Source organism: Bacillus sp. FSL R5-0431 (assembly GCF_038002985.1).
Taxonomy (GTDB): domain Bacteria; phylum Bacillota; class Bacilli; order Bacillales; family Bacillaceae; genus Bacillus.
In genome coordinates this window covers 101,155-115,968 of record NZ_JBBOOG010000001.1, presented here as the reverse complement: position 1 = coordinate 115,968, position 14,814 = coordinate 101,155, and the positions used below count along the sequence as shown (strand labels likewise).

10 protein-coding genes, 2 rRNA genes and 1 other annotated feature are annotated in these 14,814 nt (G+C 44.2%); all 12 genes read right to left on the bottom strand.

All coding sequences use genetic code 11. The annotated features are described in order from the left end of the window. Positions 1–73: 73 nt before the first annotated feature. Positions 74–305, bottom strand: a binding site (T-box leader). Continuing rightward, positions 305–1,756 (bottom strand): glutamate--tRNA ligase, encoded by a 1,452-nt coding sequence (gene gltX / locus MKZ03_RS00615; RefSeq protein WP_307498849.1) that lies wholly within the window; start codon positions 1,754–1,756, stop codon positions 305–307. (Overlaps the previous feature by 1 nt.) Positions 1,757–1,850: 94 nt before the next feature. After that, entirely contained in the window at positions 1,851–2,327 is a 477-nt protein-coding gene (gene ispF, locus MKZ03_RS00610; RefSeq protein WP_334750967.1) for a 2-C-methyl-D-erythritol 2,4-cyclodiphosphate synthase, read from the bottom strand. A gap of 3 nt (positions 2,328–2,330) precedes the next feature. Continuing rightward, positions 2,331–3,020 carry a 2-C-methyl-D-erythritol 4-phosphate cytidylyltransferase gene (gene ispD, locus MKZ03_RS00605; RefSeq protein WP_034665643.1) on the bottom strand — a complete coding sequence of 230 codons (690 nt, stop codon included), beginning with the start codon at positions 3,018–3,020 and terminating at the stop codon, positions 2,331–2,333. A 13-nt stretch (positions 3,021–3,033) separates the two neighbouring features. Continuing rightward, on the bottom strand, positions 3,034–4,134 hold the full coding sequence (locus MKZ03_RS00600; RefSeq protein ID WP_003217214.1) for a PIN/TRAM domain-containing protein: 1,101 nt from the start codon (positions 4,132–4,134) through the stop codon (positions 3,034–3,036). A 153-nt stretch (positions 4,135–4,287) separates the two neighbouring features. After that, positions 4,288–5,367: a DNA integrity scanning diadenylate cyclase DisA gene (disA, locus tag MKZ03_RS00595; protein WP_012008686.1), complete on the bottom strand. Its 1,080-nt coding sequence runs from the start codon at positions 5,365–5,367 to the stop codon at positions 4,288–4,290. A 2-nt stretch (positions 5,368–5,369) separates the two neighbouring features. Then, complete coding sequence (gene radA, locus MKZ03_RS00590; protein WP_034620767.1) at positions 5,370–6,749, bottom strand: DNA repair protein RadA; 1,380 nt, start codon at positions 6,747–6,749, stop codon at positions 5,370–5,372. 93 nt (positions 6,750–6,842) lie between these two features. Then, complete coding sequence (clpC, locus tag MKZ03_RS00585) at positions 6,843–9,278, bottom strand: ATP-dependent protease ATP-binding subunit ClpC (RefSeq protein WP_034665649.1); 2,436 nt, start codon at positions 9,276–9,278, stop codon at positions 6,843–6,845. Continuing rightward, complete coding sequence (locus MKZ03_RS00580; protein WP_341030647.1) at positions 9,275–10,366, bottom strand: protein arginine kinase; 1,092 nt, start codon at positions 10,364–10,366, stop codon at positions 9,275–9,277. The genes clpC and MKZ03_RS00580 overlap by 4 nt, the downstream gene beginning before the upstream one ends. Before the next feature lie 4 nt (positions 10,367–10,370). Further along, positions 10,371–10,928, bottom strand: coding sequence for a UvrB/UvrC motif-containing protein (locus tag MKZ03_RS00575; protein WP_307498846.1), 558 nt, complete (start codon positions 10,926–10,928; stop codon positions 10,371–10,373). A 14-nt stretch (positions 10,929–10,942) separates the two neighbouring features. Then, positions 10,943–11,407 (bottom strand): CtsR family transcriptional regulator, encoded by a 465-nt coding sequence (locus MKZ03_RS00570; RefSeq protein ID WP_003217184.1) that lies wholly within the window; start codon positions 11,405–11,407, stop codon positions 10,943–10,945. A 177-nt stretch (positions 11,408–11,584) separates the two neighbouring features. Beyond that, positions 11,585–11,700, bottom strand: a 5S ribosomal RNA gene (gene rrf, locus MKZ03_RS00565). 61 nt (positions 11,701–11,761) lie between these two features. Further along, positions 11,762–14,692, bottom strand: a 23S ribosomal RNA gene (locus tag MKZ03_RS00560). Positions 14,693–14,814: the final 122 nt, after the last annotated feature.

Here is a 14,814-nt window from a genome sequence, read left to right as displayed (position 1 = left end):
CCCGTTCTTCCCCATCAATCTCTCTTAGGACTTGCTCTTTTTTTTGGACAAATAAAAAACGCCTCTGCCAAATGACAGAGACGTTTTGAAAACGCGGTTCCACTCTGTTTAGAAAGCCATCATTTTGCAGCCTTCTCAACTTAATCCCATAACGGAGGGTACCGCCCTTGCATACTAACGTACTCGTGTTCCTCAAGGGTCTTGAGGGTGCATTTCCAACTTCTGCCCATAAGTCTCTTTCAGCCGGTGAAGACTCTTTCTGTGATGGACGAAAACATTGTACTTCTCCCTCGCAACGATTTCCTTATATTTGCTTAATGCGGTTTAATACCGTTTCTTTACCTAGTAGTTCAATACTTTGCGGAAGTTCTGGGCCATGCGTTTGTCCTGTGACAGCCACACGAATTGGCATGAATAGTTTCTTGCCTTTATGCCCTGTTTCTTTTTGTACCGCTTTAATAGCAGCCTTGATTTCATCAGGTGTGAAAGATTCAAGTCGTTCAAGCTGACCAGCAAAAGATGCCATAACTTCTGGTACTTGCTCCTCTGCTAAAACTTCCTTCGCCTCTTGATTATACTCAATTTGCTCCTTAAAGAACAACTCTGTTAACTCAACAATTTCTGCTCCATAGCTTAATTGTTCGTGATACAGAGAAATAAGCTTGCGCACCCACGTGTTTTCTTCTTCTGTCAGCTGCTCGCTTACCTTGCCTGCCTTTTGAAGATGCGGAAGTGTTAACGCAACAACCTGATCAAGATCAAGTGCCTTCACGTATTGGTTATTTACCCATTTTAGTTTATGCATATCGAATAGAGCTGGTGACTTAGAAAGTCGGTTTACATCGAAAATGTCGATGAATTGCTCTTTTGTAAACAGTTCTTCTTCGCCCACCGGAGACCATCCAAGTAGTGCAATGAAGTTGAACAGGGCTTCTGGTAAATAGCCCAAGTTTTTATATTGCTCGATGAATTGAATAATGGATTCATCACGCTTACTTAATTTTTTGCGGTTCTCGTTCACAATCAGCGTCATATGTCCGAATAGCGGAACATCCCAGCCAAATGCGTTGAAGATCATGATTTGTTTAGGCGTATTCGAAATGTGATCCTCTCCGCGGAGAATGTGAGTCATTTTCATCAAATGATCATCCACTGCTACAGCGAAGTTATAAGTTGGCGTGCCGTCTTTCTTCACAATGACAAAATCACCGATGCCGTCTGTTTCAAATGAAATATCGCCTTTGACCATGTCGTCAAATTTGATGATTTCTCCTTTTGGCACTCGGAAGCGGATACTTGGCTCTCTTCCTTCAGCGATCAGCTTGTCCTCTTCTTCTTTTGATAAATGGCTGCATTTACCAGAATATCGAGGCATTTCACTGCGGGCGATTTGTGCTTCACGCTCTTCCTCTAGCTCTTCAGCCGTACAATAGCACTTATACGCCAAGTCTTTCTCTAGCAGCTCATCATAATATTTTTTGTAAATCTCATTACGCTCTGATTGTCTGTAAGGACCATAGCCGCCATTTTTATCAATGCTCTCATCCCAATCAATACCGAGCCATTGCAGGTGGCGAAGCTGGCTTTCTTCTCCGCCTTCTACATTACGCTTTTGATCCGTATCTTCGATTCGAATAATAAATTTGCCGCCTTGACTGCGTGCGAACAAATAGTTGAAAAGAGCCGTTCTAGCATTCCCAATATGTAAATGACCAGTTGGACTCGGTGCATAACGAACACGCACTTCATTTCCCATGAGTTTAACTTCCTTTCATCTGCATCATGTTGTCTGACACCAATTTTTTATAAACGTATTTTATCATCAAATCCCATTCTCATCAAAATGGATTTCACTTTTTCTGAAGAAGCACTGTTGCCTGAGAGGCAACTCCTTCGCCTCTTCCTGTAAATCCAAGTTTCTCTGTCGTTGTTGCTTTCACATTCACCTGTGTGACATCTGCCTCAAGCGCTTCTGCAATCTTCTCACACATTGGTTGAATGTAAGGTGCCATTTTGGGCTTTTGCGCCATGATTGTGCAATCAATATTCACAAGTGTGTAGCCTTTTTCCTTTACTAGTGCCCACACATGCTGCAGTAATTTAAAAGAATCCGCATCCTTAAACTCAGGATCTGTGTCTGGGAAATGTCTGCCGATATCTCCTTCAGCAATCGCACCTAGGCAGGCATCTGCCACTGTGTGAAGCAGTACATCAGCGTCTGAATGCCCAAGCAGCCCCTTTTCATAAGGGATGGTGACCCCGCCGATAATCAAAGGTCTTCCCTCTGTTAATTGATGTACATCAAAGCCTTGTCCTATTCTCAACATGATCTAGTACCCTCTTTCCGCATCCATAATTGCCTTGGCAACCAATAAATCATCCGGTGTCGTCAGCTTAATATTGGTGTAATCTCCTTGGACAATATACACGTTTTCACCATGTAATTGTTCCACAAGACTGGCGTCGTCTGTTCCAAGAAAGCCGGTCCGCTCCGCATATTCATGCGCCTCTTTTAAAATAGAATGACGAAAAGCTTGTGGGGTCTGGACTGCCCACAAGCTCTGACGTTCAATGGTTTGTTCCACTTTGCCTTCTTGAACGCGTTTGATTGTGTCTTTCACTGGTACCGCTACAACTGCGGAGCCTTTTTCAATCGCTGCTTTAACGAGCAAGTCAATCTGTGTATGCTTAATAAAAGGCCTTGCCCCATCATGAACAAGCACGATGTCTGCATCTTTCACAGCCTTTAATCCTTCGTATACACTTTGCTGACGTTCTTCACCGCCAGTGACAAGTGAAACAGGCGTTTGAAAAGCGTGTACCTTGAGTAGCCTTTCAAAGTCTTGACGCTCCTCTTCATTGATCGCTAGGATCATGCGTTTGCATTGCGAATGAGCGTCAAACACCTTTAGTGTATGAATAATGACCGGCATTCTTTTCAGCTCAATAAAAAGCTTATTGCGGCCGGCCTTCATTCGTTTCCCCTGCCCCGCAGCCGGAATAACTACTTCATAATACATGTTCGTTCTCCCTTTAGAGCGCCTTCTCCAGAAGTTTTGGCTTCGCAAAAATCATTCTTCCAGCAGCAGTCTGCAGCACACTTGTGACGAGCACATCGATGTCTTTTCCAATGTAATTGCGTCCTTCTTCGACCACAATCATCGTACCGTCATCTAAGTAAGCAACACCTTGGTTATGCTCTTTCCCATCTTTAATGACCTGTACCTTCATTTCTTCCCCAGGTAGCACAACCGGTTTCACCGCATTGGCTAGATCATTGATGTTTAACACTGCTACTTTTTGAAGTTCGCATACTTTATTTAAATTAAAATCATTTGTCACAACAACACCTGAAGTTAATTTAGCGAGCTTCACAAGCTTGCTATCAACCTCTTGAATGTCTTCAAAGTCACCTTCGTAAATTTCAACTTTGATATCTAATTCTTTTTGAATACGATTTAAAATATCAAGACCTCTTCGGCCTCTATTTCTCTTTAATACATCAGAAGAGTCTGCAATATGCTGTAATTCCTCGAGCACAAATTGAGGAATGACCATGACACCTTCTAAGAATCCAGTTTGACAAATATCTGCGATTCTTCCATCAATGATAACACTTGTGTCTAAAATTTTCAGCTTTTTATCTTCTATTTCAGGTTCATCATCAGCTGCTCCTTTTTTCTTGGTGACCTTTGCAGATCGGGAGAACAGCCCCATCATTTCATCCTTCTTCTTAAACCCTACCTGAAATCCAAGGTATCCTAAAAAGAAAGCCAGGAAAATCGGAATAATGGTACCAAAAATATGATATGGGATATTGTTTAGCGGGATCACGTTTACAATAAGATATGCTAGAATAAGTCCAAATACTAATCCGAAACTTCCAGATATAAGATCAGGAAGAGGCGCCTTTAATAGAGAATCCTCGATCCATTTCACCCAATTAACCACATAGCCTGTGCACCATTTGCCGATGATAAAGAACACAGCGGCTCCTATTAGTGCTGAAGAGTAAGCATTTGTTATGAAAGGTATGTCCTTTACATTTAACAGCAGAAATAACTCTGGAATGATAAAAATCCCTACAACTGCACCAAAAATGATAAAAAACGCCTGAACGATTCTTTTTAACATACCTTCACCTCCTTTATTTTTCATCTGTCAATCCACCCTCACCTGACATTGATATATGTTTAAGTTTCCTATCATAATCAACAGAAAACAAAAGCATCATTAATATACCCATATTCATCCATTTTTAACCGTGTTTAAGAAAAATTTCTCTCCTTATAGCTGGCGGTCGATATAATGTTTTTCTTGCAGTCTTTTTAATCCTTTTTTTATCTTTTTCGCTCTTACTTCTCCAATTCCTTCTACTTCATCCAAATCTTGTACATCCGCTTCCATAATTCGATCTAACACACCGAACGCTTCAACCACGTTTTCGACGATTGGCATAGGCAGTCTAGGGATTTTGTGAAGCAATCTGTAGCCTCTTGTGTACACATATTCGTCAATATTTGTAGAAGCTGGATAGCCAAGTAACTTGTACAGAATGGAGTCATCTAAAAGCTCAAAGCTAGACATATCTTGGAGCTGTTTAAGCAGAACATATGGATCTTTAATCTTTTCTTTCACATAATCTTTAATAAATAAAGCCGCTTCCTGCTCCATATCCGTAATCAGTTCATTGACTTGCAGACGGATCAAATGTCCTTCTGTTCCGAGCTCTTTGATATACATATTGATTTCATTTTTGATTCTAAGCACCATCTCGTAACGATGCAGCACGGATAAAACATCACCAAAGGTCACAAGCTCTTCAAATTCTAGGGCGCTTAGCGCAGAAATGGCGTGATCTAAAATGGTTTTATATTTCTCAAGTGTTTGTATGGCTTGGTTGGCCTTCGTTAAAATAAAGCCAATATCTTTCAGCGTATAACGACGATTCCCTTGGTATAAGGTAATGACGTTCCTCCGTTCAGAAATCGCAATGATTAAGCAGCCTGTCTGCTTCGCTACACGTTCAGCAGTACGGTGCCTCATGCCCGTTTCCGATGAATGGATGGTTGCATCTGGCATGAGCTGTGTGTTCGCATACAAGATCTTTTGACCAGAATCGCTTAAAATAATGGCACCATCCATCTTAGCCAATTCATATAAGTGTGCTGGGGAGAAGGCAGAGTTAATATGAAACCCTCCATCTACAACACTCTTGACTTTGTCGTTATAACCAACAACAATGAGCCCGCCAGTATTGGCCCTCAGGACATTTTCGATCCCAGCCCGAAGAGGTGTCCCTGGTGCCACAAACTGTACGATATCTAAGAGATCGAGTTCTCTCGCTCCTTTTTTCTCTTTTTCCATTTCTATGATCCCCCTAGTGAAATTCGAAGTGCCTCCGCTACATTTTCTACACCGACTAACTCAATCCCTCTCGGCTTTTTCCATCCATCTATATTCGCCTGAGGAATAAACATTCGCTTAAATCCTAGTTTCGCAGCTTCCTGCACACGCTGTTCAATTCTTGATACTCTTCTGACTTCTCCCGTCAGACCGACCTCTCCTATAAAGCAATCCGCTTGATGCGGCGCTGCGTCTTTAAAGCTTGAAGCAATACTGACCGCAATGGCCAAATCAATCGCCGGTTCGTCAAGCTTCACACCGCCTGCGACCTTTAAATACGCATCTTGGTTTTGCAGCAGCAGTCCGACACGTTTTTCTAAAACGGCCATTAGCAATGACACACGATTATGATCAAGGCCAGTGGCCATTCTCCGTGGATTCCCAAAGCTTGTCGGTGAAATTAATGCTTGTATCTCGACAAGAACGGGTCTTGTTCCTTCCATTGAGGCAACAACACACGAACCAGATACACCTGCCGAACGTTCTTCTAAGAAAATTTCGGATGGGTTTAATACTTCCGTGAGCCCTTCCTCTCTCATTTCAAAAATCCCTAATTCATTCGTTGAACCAAATCGGTTTTTCACCGCACGCAAGATACGAAACGTATGATGACGCTCGCCTTCAAAATAAAGAACCGTGTCCACCATATGCTCTAAAAGGCGTGGACCTGCGATCGAGCCTTCTTTGGTCACGTGACCAACGATAAATATTGGAATACCATTTGTCTTGGCAATTTTCATCAGCTGTGCTGTACATTCTCTCACTTGAGATACAGACCCAGGAGCTGACGTAATATCGCTTTGATAAACGGTTTGAATCGAATCCACCACGACAAAAGCGGGTTTCATCTCTTGTATAGCAGACGTTATATACTCCATATCGGTTTCAGCCAAAACATGTAAAGAGGTGCTTTTTATGCCGAGGCGGTCAGCTCTTAGCTTCGTTTGTTTAATGGACTCCTCACCAGATATGTATAATACATTCTGATTTTTGTCTGAGAGCTGTGCTGATACTTGTAATAATAATGTGGACTTCCCAATCCCAGGATCTCCGCCAATGAGAACAAGAGAGCCTTTGACAATTCCACTTCCTAATACTCGGTTAAATTCTTCTAAATTCGTTTTGATTCGGGGTTCATCTGATGTTTCAATTGCAGATATAGGTGAAGGTTTTTGAATGGTTTGAACAGAATGATTAAAAGCGCTTCGACGGTTTGCCGGCTCTTTGCGAACGACCTCTTCTGTCATACTGTTCCACGTGCCGCAGCCTGGACATTTCCCCATCCATTTGGCTGACTCATAACCGCACGATTGGCATATAAATTTTGATTTTGTCTTAGCCATAGATTGAAGAATACAACTCCTTATACTGGTCAGAAAATAAGTAAAGGGAGGCATACACTTTACTGGTATGCCTCACACTTTTTTCTTACTATATTAGTTCGTAGCAGCCGTCGTTTTTACGACAATTTCTCCATCTTCCACATCTAATACGATATGTTGACCTTTTTCAATATTACCCTTCAGAAGCTCCTCAGAAAGTCGATCCTCCACATGCTTTTGAATCGCTCTTCTTAACGGGCGCGCACCGTACTCAAGATCTACACCTTCGTCGGCAATCTTCGCTTTTGCTGCTTCCGTCAATTCGATTGAAAGGTCTTGTTCTTTTAATCGTTTCGTCAATTGATCAGACATGAGAGACACGATCTCTTTTAGATGTTTCTTTTCAAGTGAATGGAAGACAATGATTTCATCAATACGGTTGATGAATTCTGGTCTAAATGCACGCTTCAACTCGCCCATCACTTTGCCTTTCATATCCTTGTAATTTTGTCCTTCATCCTGCACATTAAAGCCAACATATTTATTTCGCTTCAGTTCACTAGCTCCAACGTTGGATGTCATGATCAAAATCGTATTTCTAAAGTCAACGGTACGCCCTTTAGAATCAGTCAGACGGCCATCTTCTAACACTTGCAGCAAAATGTTGAATACATCTGGATGTGCCTTTTCAATCTCGTCTAAAAGCACAACAGAATAAGGTTTTCTTCTCACTTTTTCAGTCAGTTGACCGCCTTCTTCATAGCCAACATAGCCTGGAGGTGACCCAACAAGTCTAGATGTAGAGTGTTTTTCCATGTATTCAGACATATCAATACGGATCATCGCTTCTTCATCACCGAAAATAGACTCTGCGAGTGCTCTTGCAAGCTCCGTTTTACCAACCCCTGTTGGGCCTAAGAAGATAAAGGAGCCGATTGGACGTTTTGGATCTTTTAGGCCAGCACGCGCACGTCTCACAGCTTTTGCTACAGCGACAACCGCTTCATCCTGCCCAATCACACGAGAATGGAGCAATTGTTCCATATTGAGAAGCTTATCTGTTTCTGTTTGTGCAATTTTTGAAACAGGCACTCCCGTCCAGCTAGAGACAACCATTGCGATATCATCCACTGATACCTCTGAATTCTCCTGTCCTTGCTTTTCTTTCCAAGATTTCTTTGTGACTTCTACTTTTTCACGCAAACGCTGTTCCGTATCTCGAAGAGAAGCTGCTTTTTCAAATTCCTGACTTTGAACAGCAGCATCCTTTTCCTTGCGTACTTCATCGAGCTTTTGCTCTAGTTCTTTTAGGTTAGGCGGTGTTGTGAAAGAACGTAAGCGGACTTTCGAACCTGCCTCATCAATTAAATCAATCGCCTTATCTGGAAGGAAACGATCAGAAATATAACGGTCAGACAGCTTCACCGCCGCCTCAATCGCTTCATCTGTAATGGACACACGGTGATGTGCCTCATAACGATCTCGAAGTCCTCTTAAGATTTGAATACTTTCATCAACAGATGGCTGATCCACTTGAATTGGCTGGAAACGTCGTTCAAGCGCAGCATCCTTTTCAATATATTTACGGTACTCATCTAACGTTGTCGCCCCGATACATTGAAGCTCTCCACGTGCTAAGGATGGCTTGAGAATATTAGATGCGTCAATCGCACCCTCTGCTCCACCAGCACCAATGAGTGTATGAAGCTCATCAATGAAGAGAATGATATTTCCTGCCTGACGAATTTCGTCCATGACTTTTTTCAAACGATCCTCAAATTCACCACGATATTTCGTTCCCGCTACAACGGTTCCCATATCAAGTGTCATCACTCGTTTATCGCGCAGGATTTCAGGCACTTCATTATGAATAATTTGCTGCGCAAGACCTTCAGCGATGGCTGTTTTACCAACACCAGGCTCACCAATCAGCACAGGGTTATTTTTTGTTCTTCTGCTTAGGACCTCAATGACACGCTGAATTTCTTTGCTTCTTCCAATGACAGGGTCCAAGCTGTCTTCTTTCGCAATAGCTGTTAAATCTCTTGCCAAGCTATCTAATGTTGGTGTATTTGCATTGCTGTTAGAGCCAGCGGCAGATGCACCTGTTTCATTGCTGCCAAGCAGCTGCAGAACTTGCTGACGTGCTTTATTTAAGCTCACTCCGAGGTTATTTAAAACGCGGGCAGCTACACCCTCTCCCTCGCGAATAAGACCTAATAGAATATGTTCTGTCCCTACATAGGAATGACCTAGCTTTCTTGCTTCATCCATTGAAAGCTCAGTGACCTTCTTCGCTCTAGGCGTATAATGAGGAATAGCTTGAGACACCTCTTGCCCTCTTCCAATCAAGCTTTCGACTTCTTTTTGGATTTTATCTGAAACAAGGCCCAGTGCTTCTAACGCTTTTGCGGCGATGCCCTCACCCTCACGTACTAGACCAAGTAAAATGTGCTCAGTACCAATGTTCTTATGGCCTAGGCGAATGGCTTCTTCTTGTGCAAGTGCTAATACCTTTTGAGCTCTTTCAGTGAATCTTCCAAACATCATATCGTTTCATCCTCCTGTCCATTCCTATGCATTTCTAAACGCAGCCTTTCTCTAATAATCGCTGCTCGTTTTATATCTCGTTCATTTGGCTCCAAAGCTCCTCCTGAGTACTGTTGAAGAAAGCCAGGCTGAGTCAAAATCATGAGTTCATTCAGTATATTACTTGAAAGCCCCTTAATGATACCTAAATCAATTCCAAGGCGCACATCTGACAAACACTTTGCTGTTTCCTTTGATTCAATCATGCGACAATTGGACAAAATCCCTAAGGAACGGTACACTCTGTCCTCAAGTTCAATTTGAGATGTTTGATATAACGCCTTTCGTGCAGATCGCTCTTGTTCAATGAGCTGAGCGGTCACACTATTTAAGTCGTCTACAATATCTTCTTCTGATTGACCAAGTGTCATTTGATTTGAAATTTGAAAGATGTTCCCTATTGCTTCGCTGCCTTCACCATAAATTCCTCTGACTACAAGACCTAATTGATTAATGGCCGGAATAATCCGATTCATTTGTCTTGTGAGGGCTAAAGCTGGTAAATGCATCATGACCGATGCCCTAATACCTGTACCTACATTAGTTGGACAGCTTGTTAAGTATCCCCGCTTTTCCGAAAACGCATAATCCACTTGCTCTTCAATCCAGTCATCTATCTGATTAGCCGCTTTTAATGCATTGGCTAGTTGGAATCCTGGGAATAAGCATTGGATCCGAATATGGTCTTCTTCATTCAGCATCACACTGATTTCCTCATTTTCAGAAAGCAAACAACCGCCAAATCTTGATTCAGCTAAGTTTGGGCTGATCAAATGTTTTTCAACAAGTACTCTCTTTGCTAAAGACTGCGTTTCATTCATACGAATCAGAACAAAGTTTCCGATGTCCTTCACTTCCTGGCTAGCAAACTTTTGCTCGAATTGCTGGAGGACAGCTTCAGCCTCTTCTTGAGAAAACTGAGTTGGGAAACGAACATGCTCTAGGTTGCGTGCTAGCCGGATTCGACTGCTTAGAACAATGTCACTTTCTGGTCCTTTTTGTTTCATCCATTGACTTAAAGCGTCTTGAATAAAATGCTGGAGCGACATGTTGTTAATCTCCCTCCCTCTGCTGAGATTGCTCGTGCTCTAATGCACGAATTTGATCTCGAACTTCCGCTGCTTTTTCAAACTCTTCTTGTTCAATCAACTGCTTCAGCTCTTGCTGCATTAACTCAAGTTTCCGGCGGACATGAAGACTGCCGGCAATCCGTTTAGGCACTTTTCCATTATGGACTGTATTTCCACTATGGACTTTCCGTAAAACAGGGTTCAGATACTGATCAAATGAACGATAGCATTCTGCACAGCCAAAACGGCCTGTTTTTCTGAATTGTTGAAAGGTTAAGCCACACTTAGGACATTGATCCACTTCTCTCGCTTCTTGAAAAATGGATGATTCCTTATTAGCACTTGTGGTGAAGCTAGGATCAATATTCAATAAGCCTGATAATAAGTTGTGAATCGAGAAACCTTGGTTTCCACTCATAGCATATGAATCACTGTTTTCTTTTGCACATTGTTCACATATGTGCATTTCTTGTTTTTCTCCATTTATAACTTTCGTAAAGTGAAAAGTGGCTGGTCTCTCATTGCATTCTTGACAAATCAATCTTTTCACCCGCTTTACTTTAATTTCAAAGCATTTAACATCGCTTTCATCATCCGAGCCCGCAATTCATCTCGTTCAGGTAAATCAATGTGCAAAACAGAACGGTCCATGACACTGATCATCATCTTAGCTTCTCTTTCAGATAAAATGTTATTTTCTACAAGACGCATGATGATATGATCAGAGGCAGCCTGTGATAAACGATGATATATTTGGGAAATAATGTTGTTCAATAAGTCGACTTCATCATTCATTTTGACTTTAATGATACGGATATAGCCACCGCCGCCACGCTTACTTTCAACGATATAGCCTCTCTCGCTCGTAAAGCGTGTATTGATAACATAGTTAATTTGTGAAGGTACGCATTGAAACTTATCTGCAATTTCATTGCGCTTAATTTCTAATATTTCTCGACCATTCTGATCCAAGACTTCCTTCAAATACTGCTCGATGATATCAGAAATATTTTGTGCCACTCCGCCTCCTCCTCCATTGACTTTGACTATATTTGACTTTAACCTTACTATAAATTTTTTCGATCGATTTTTCAAGATAATCGCTCAACTAAGAATATTATTTCCACATTTATATGGTGTCAAACCTCTCAAAAACACAAAAAAGACCAGTTCCGTATGGAACTGATCCTTAGAAAAGCTTGGCGGCGTCCTACTCTCACAGGGGGAGACCCCCAACTACCATCGGCGCTGAAGAGCTTAACTTCCGTGTTCGGTATGGGAACGGGTGTGACCTCTTCGCTATCGCCACCAAACCTGATGGAGAGAATGTTCTCTCAAAACTAGATAACAATGTTCAAGCTTCACATTAGAATATAGGTTAAGTCCTCGATCTATTAGTATCTGTCAGCTCCACGTGTCACCACGCTTCCACCTCAGACCTATCAACCTGATCATCTTTCAGGGATCTTACTTCCTTGCGGAATGGGAAATCTCATCTTGAGGGGGGCTTCATGCTTAGATGCTTTCAGCACTTATCCCGTCCGCACATAGCTACCCAGCGATGCCCTTGGCAGAACAACTGGTACACCAGCGGTGCGTCCATCCCGGTCCTCTCGTACTAAGGACAGCTCCTCTCAAATTTCCTGCGCCCGCGACGGATAGGGACCGAACTGTCTCACGACGTTCTGAACCCAGCTCGCGTACCGCTTTAATGGGCGAACAGCCCAACCCTTGGGACCGACTACAGCCCCAGGATGCGATGAGCCGACATCGAGGTGCCAAACCTCCCCGTCGATGTGGACTCTTGGGGGAGATAAGCCTGTTATCCCCGGGGTAGCTTTTATCCGTTGAGCGATGGCCCTTCCATGCGGAACCACCGGATCACTAAGCCCGACTTTCGTCCCTGCTCGACTTGTAGGTCTCGCAGTCAAGCTCCCTTGTGCCTTTACACTCTGCGAATGATTTCCAACCATTCTGAGGGAACCTTTGGGCGCCTCCGTTACATTTTAGGAGGCGACCGCCCCAGTCAAACTGCCCACCTGACACTGTCTCCCTGCCCGATAAGGGCAGCGGGTTAGAAGGTCAATACAGCCAGGGTAGTATCCCACCGATGCCTCCACCGAAGCTAGCGCTCCGGTTTCCAAGGCTCCTACCTATCCTGTACAAGCTGTACCAACATTCAATATCAGGCTGCAGTAAAGCTCCACGGGGTCTTTCCGTCCTGTCGCGGGTAACCTGCATCTTCACAGGTACTATAATTTCACCGAGTCTCTCGTTGAGACAGTGCCCAGATCGTTGCGCCTTTCGTGCGGGTCGGAACTTACCCGACAAGGAATTTCGCTACCTTAGGACCGTTATAGTTACGGCCGCCGTTTACTGGGGCTTCAATTCGCACCTTCGCTTACGCTAAGCGCTCCTCTTAACCTTCCAGCACCGGGCAGGCGTCAGCCCCTATACTTCGCCTTACGGCTTCGCAGAGACCTGTGTTTTTGCTAAACAGTCGCCTGGGCCTATTCACTGCGGCTTCTCGGGGCTTTAACACCCTAAGAAGCACCCCTTCTCCCGAAGTTACGGGGTCATTTTGCCGAGTTCCTTAACGAGAGTTCTCTCGATCACCTTAGGATTCTCTCCTCGCCTACCTGTGTCGGTTTGCGGTACGGGCACCTCTCACCTCGCTAGAGGCTTTTCTTGGCAGTGTGGAATCAGGAACTTCGCTACTAAATTTCGCTCGCCATCACAGCTCAGCCTTTACGGGAAACGGATTTGCCTATTTCCCAGCCTAACTGCTTGGACGCGGATATCCAATACCGCGCTTACCCTATCCTCCTGCGTCCCCCCATTGCTCAAATGGTGAGGAGGTGGTACAGGAATATCAACCTGTTGTCCATCGCCTACGCCTTTCGGCCTCGGCTTAGGTCCCGACTAACCCTGAGCGGACGAGCCTTCCTCAGGAAACCTTAGGCATTCGGTGGACGGGATTCTCACCCGTCTTTCGCTACTCATACCGGCATTCTCACTTCTAAGCGCTCCACCAGTCCTTCCGGTCTGACTTCACAGCACTTAGAACGCTCTCCTACCACTGTTCGTAAGAACAGTCCGCAGCTTCGGTGATACGTTTAGCCCCGGTACATTTTCGGCGCAGAGTCACTCGACCAGTGAGCTATTACGCACTCTTTAAATGGTGGCTGCTTCTAAGCCAACATCCTGGTTGTCTAAGCAACTCCACATCCTTTTCCACTTAACGTATACTTTGGGACCTTAGCTGGCGGTCTGGGCTGTTTCCCTTTCGACTACGGATCTTATCACTCGCAGTCTGACTCCCAAGGATAAGTCATCGGCATTCGGAGTTTGACTGAATTCGGTAACCCGGTAGGGGCCCCTAGTCCAATCAGTGCTCTACCTCCGAGACTCTTACCTTGAGGCTAGCCCTAAAGCTATTTCGGAGAGAACCAGCTATCTCCAGGTTCGATTGGCATTTCACCCCTACCCACACCTCATCCCCGCACTTTTCAACGTGCGTGGGTTCGGGCCTCCATTCAGTGTTACCTGAACTTCACCCTGGACATGGGTAGATCACCTGGTTTCGGGTCTACGACCACGTACTCATGCGCCCTATTCAGACTCGCTTTCGCTGCGGCTCCGCATCTTCTGCTTAACCTTGCACGGGATCGTAACTCGCCGGTTCATTCTACAAAAGGCACGCCATCACCCATTAACGGGCTCTGACTACTTGTAGGCACACGGTTTCAGGATCTATTTCACTCCCCTTCCGGGGTGCTTTTCACCTTTCCCTCACGGTACTGGTTCACTATCGGTCACTAGGGAGTATTTAGCCTTGGGAGATGGTCCTCCCGGATTCCGACGGAATTTCACGTGTTCCGCCGTACTCAGGATCCACTCTGGAGAGAACAACATTTCAGTTACAGGGCTGTTACCTTCTTTGGCGGGCCTTTCCAGACCTCTTCGCTTATATCGTTCCTTTGTAACTCCGTATAGAGTGTCCTACAACCCCAAGAGGCAAGCCTCTTGGTTTGGGCTGTTCCCGTTTCGCTCGCCGCTACTCAGGGAATCGCATTTGCTTTCTCTTCCTCCGGGTACTTAGATGTTTCAGTTCCCCGGGTATGCCTTCTCATACTCTATGTATTCAAGTATGGATACTACTCCATTACGAGCAGTGGGTTTCCCCATTCGGAAATCTCCGGATCAAAGCTTGCTTACAGCTCCCCGAAGCATATCGGTGTTCGTCCCGTCCTTCATCGGCTCCTAGTGCCAAGGCATCCACCGTGCGCCCTTTCTAACTTAACCATTTCTTACTTTAGAAAGAATCACTATGTGTGATGAACTTTGCATTGCATTCAATGTGAATGTATTACTTATTGTTATCTAGTTTTCAAAGAACAATCCTGTCTCGCTAGAGACATATCTTG

Coding starts and splice junctions, on each gene's coding strand:
- gltX (WP_307498849.1), bottom strand. CDS start 1,756: ATGGGAAATGAAGTGCGTGTTCGTTATGCACCGAGTCCAACTGGTCAT.
- ispF (WP_334750967.1), bottom strand. CDS start 2,327: ATGTTGAGAATAGGACAAGGCTTTGATGTACATCAATTAACAGAGGGA.
- ispD (WP_034665643.1), bottom strand. CDS start 3,020: ATGTATTATGAAGTAGTTATTCCGGCTGCGGGGCAGGGGAAACGAATG.
- MKZ03_RS00600 (WP_003217214.1), bottom strand. CDS start 4,134: ATGTTAAAAAGAATCGTTCAGGCGTTTTTTATCATTTTTGGTGCAGTT.
- disA (WP_012008686.1), bottom strand. CDS start 5,367: ATGGAAAAAGAGAAAAAAGGAGCGAGAGAACTCGATCTCTTAGATATC.
- radA (WP_034620767.1), bottom strand. CDS start 6,749: ATGGCTAAGACAAAATCAAAATTTATATGCCAATCGTGCGGTTATGAG.
- clpC (WP_034665649.1), bottom strand. CDS start 9,278: ATGATGTTTGGAAGATTCACTGAAAGAGCTCAAAAGGTATTAGCACTT.
- MKZ03_RS00580 (WP_341030647.1), bottom strand. CDS start 10,366: ATGTCGCTCCAGCATTTTATTCAAGACGCTTTAAGTCAATGGATGAAA.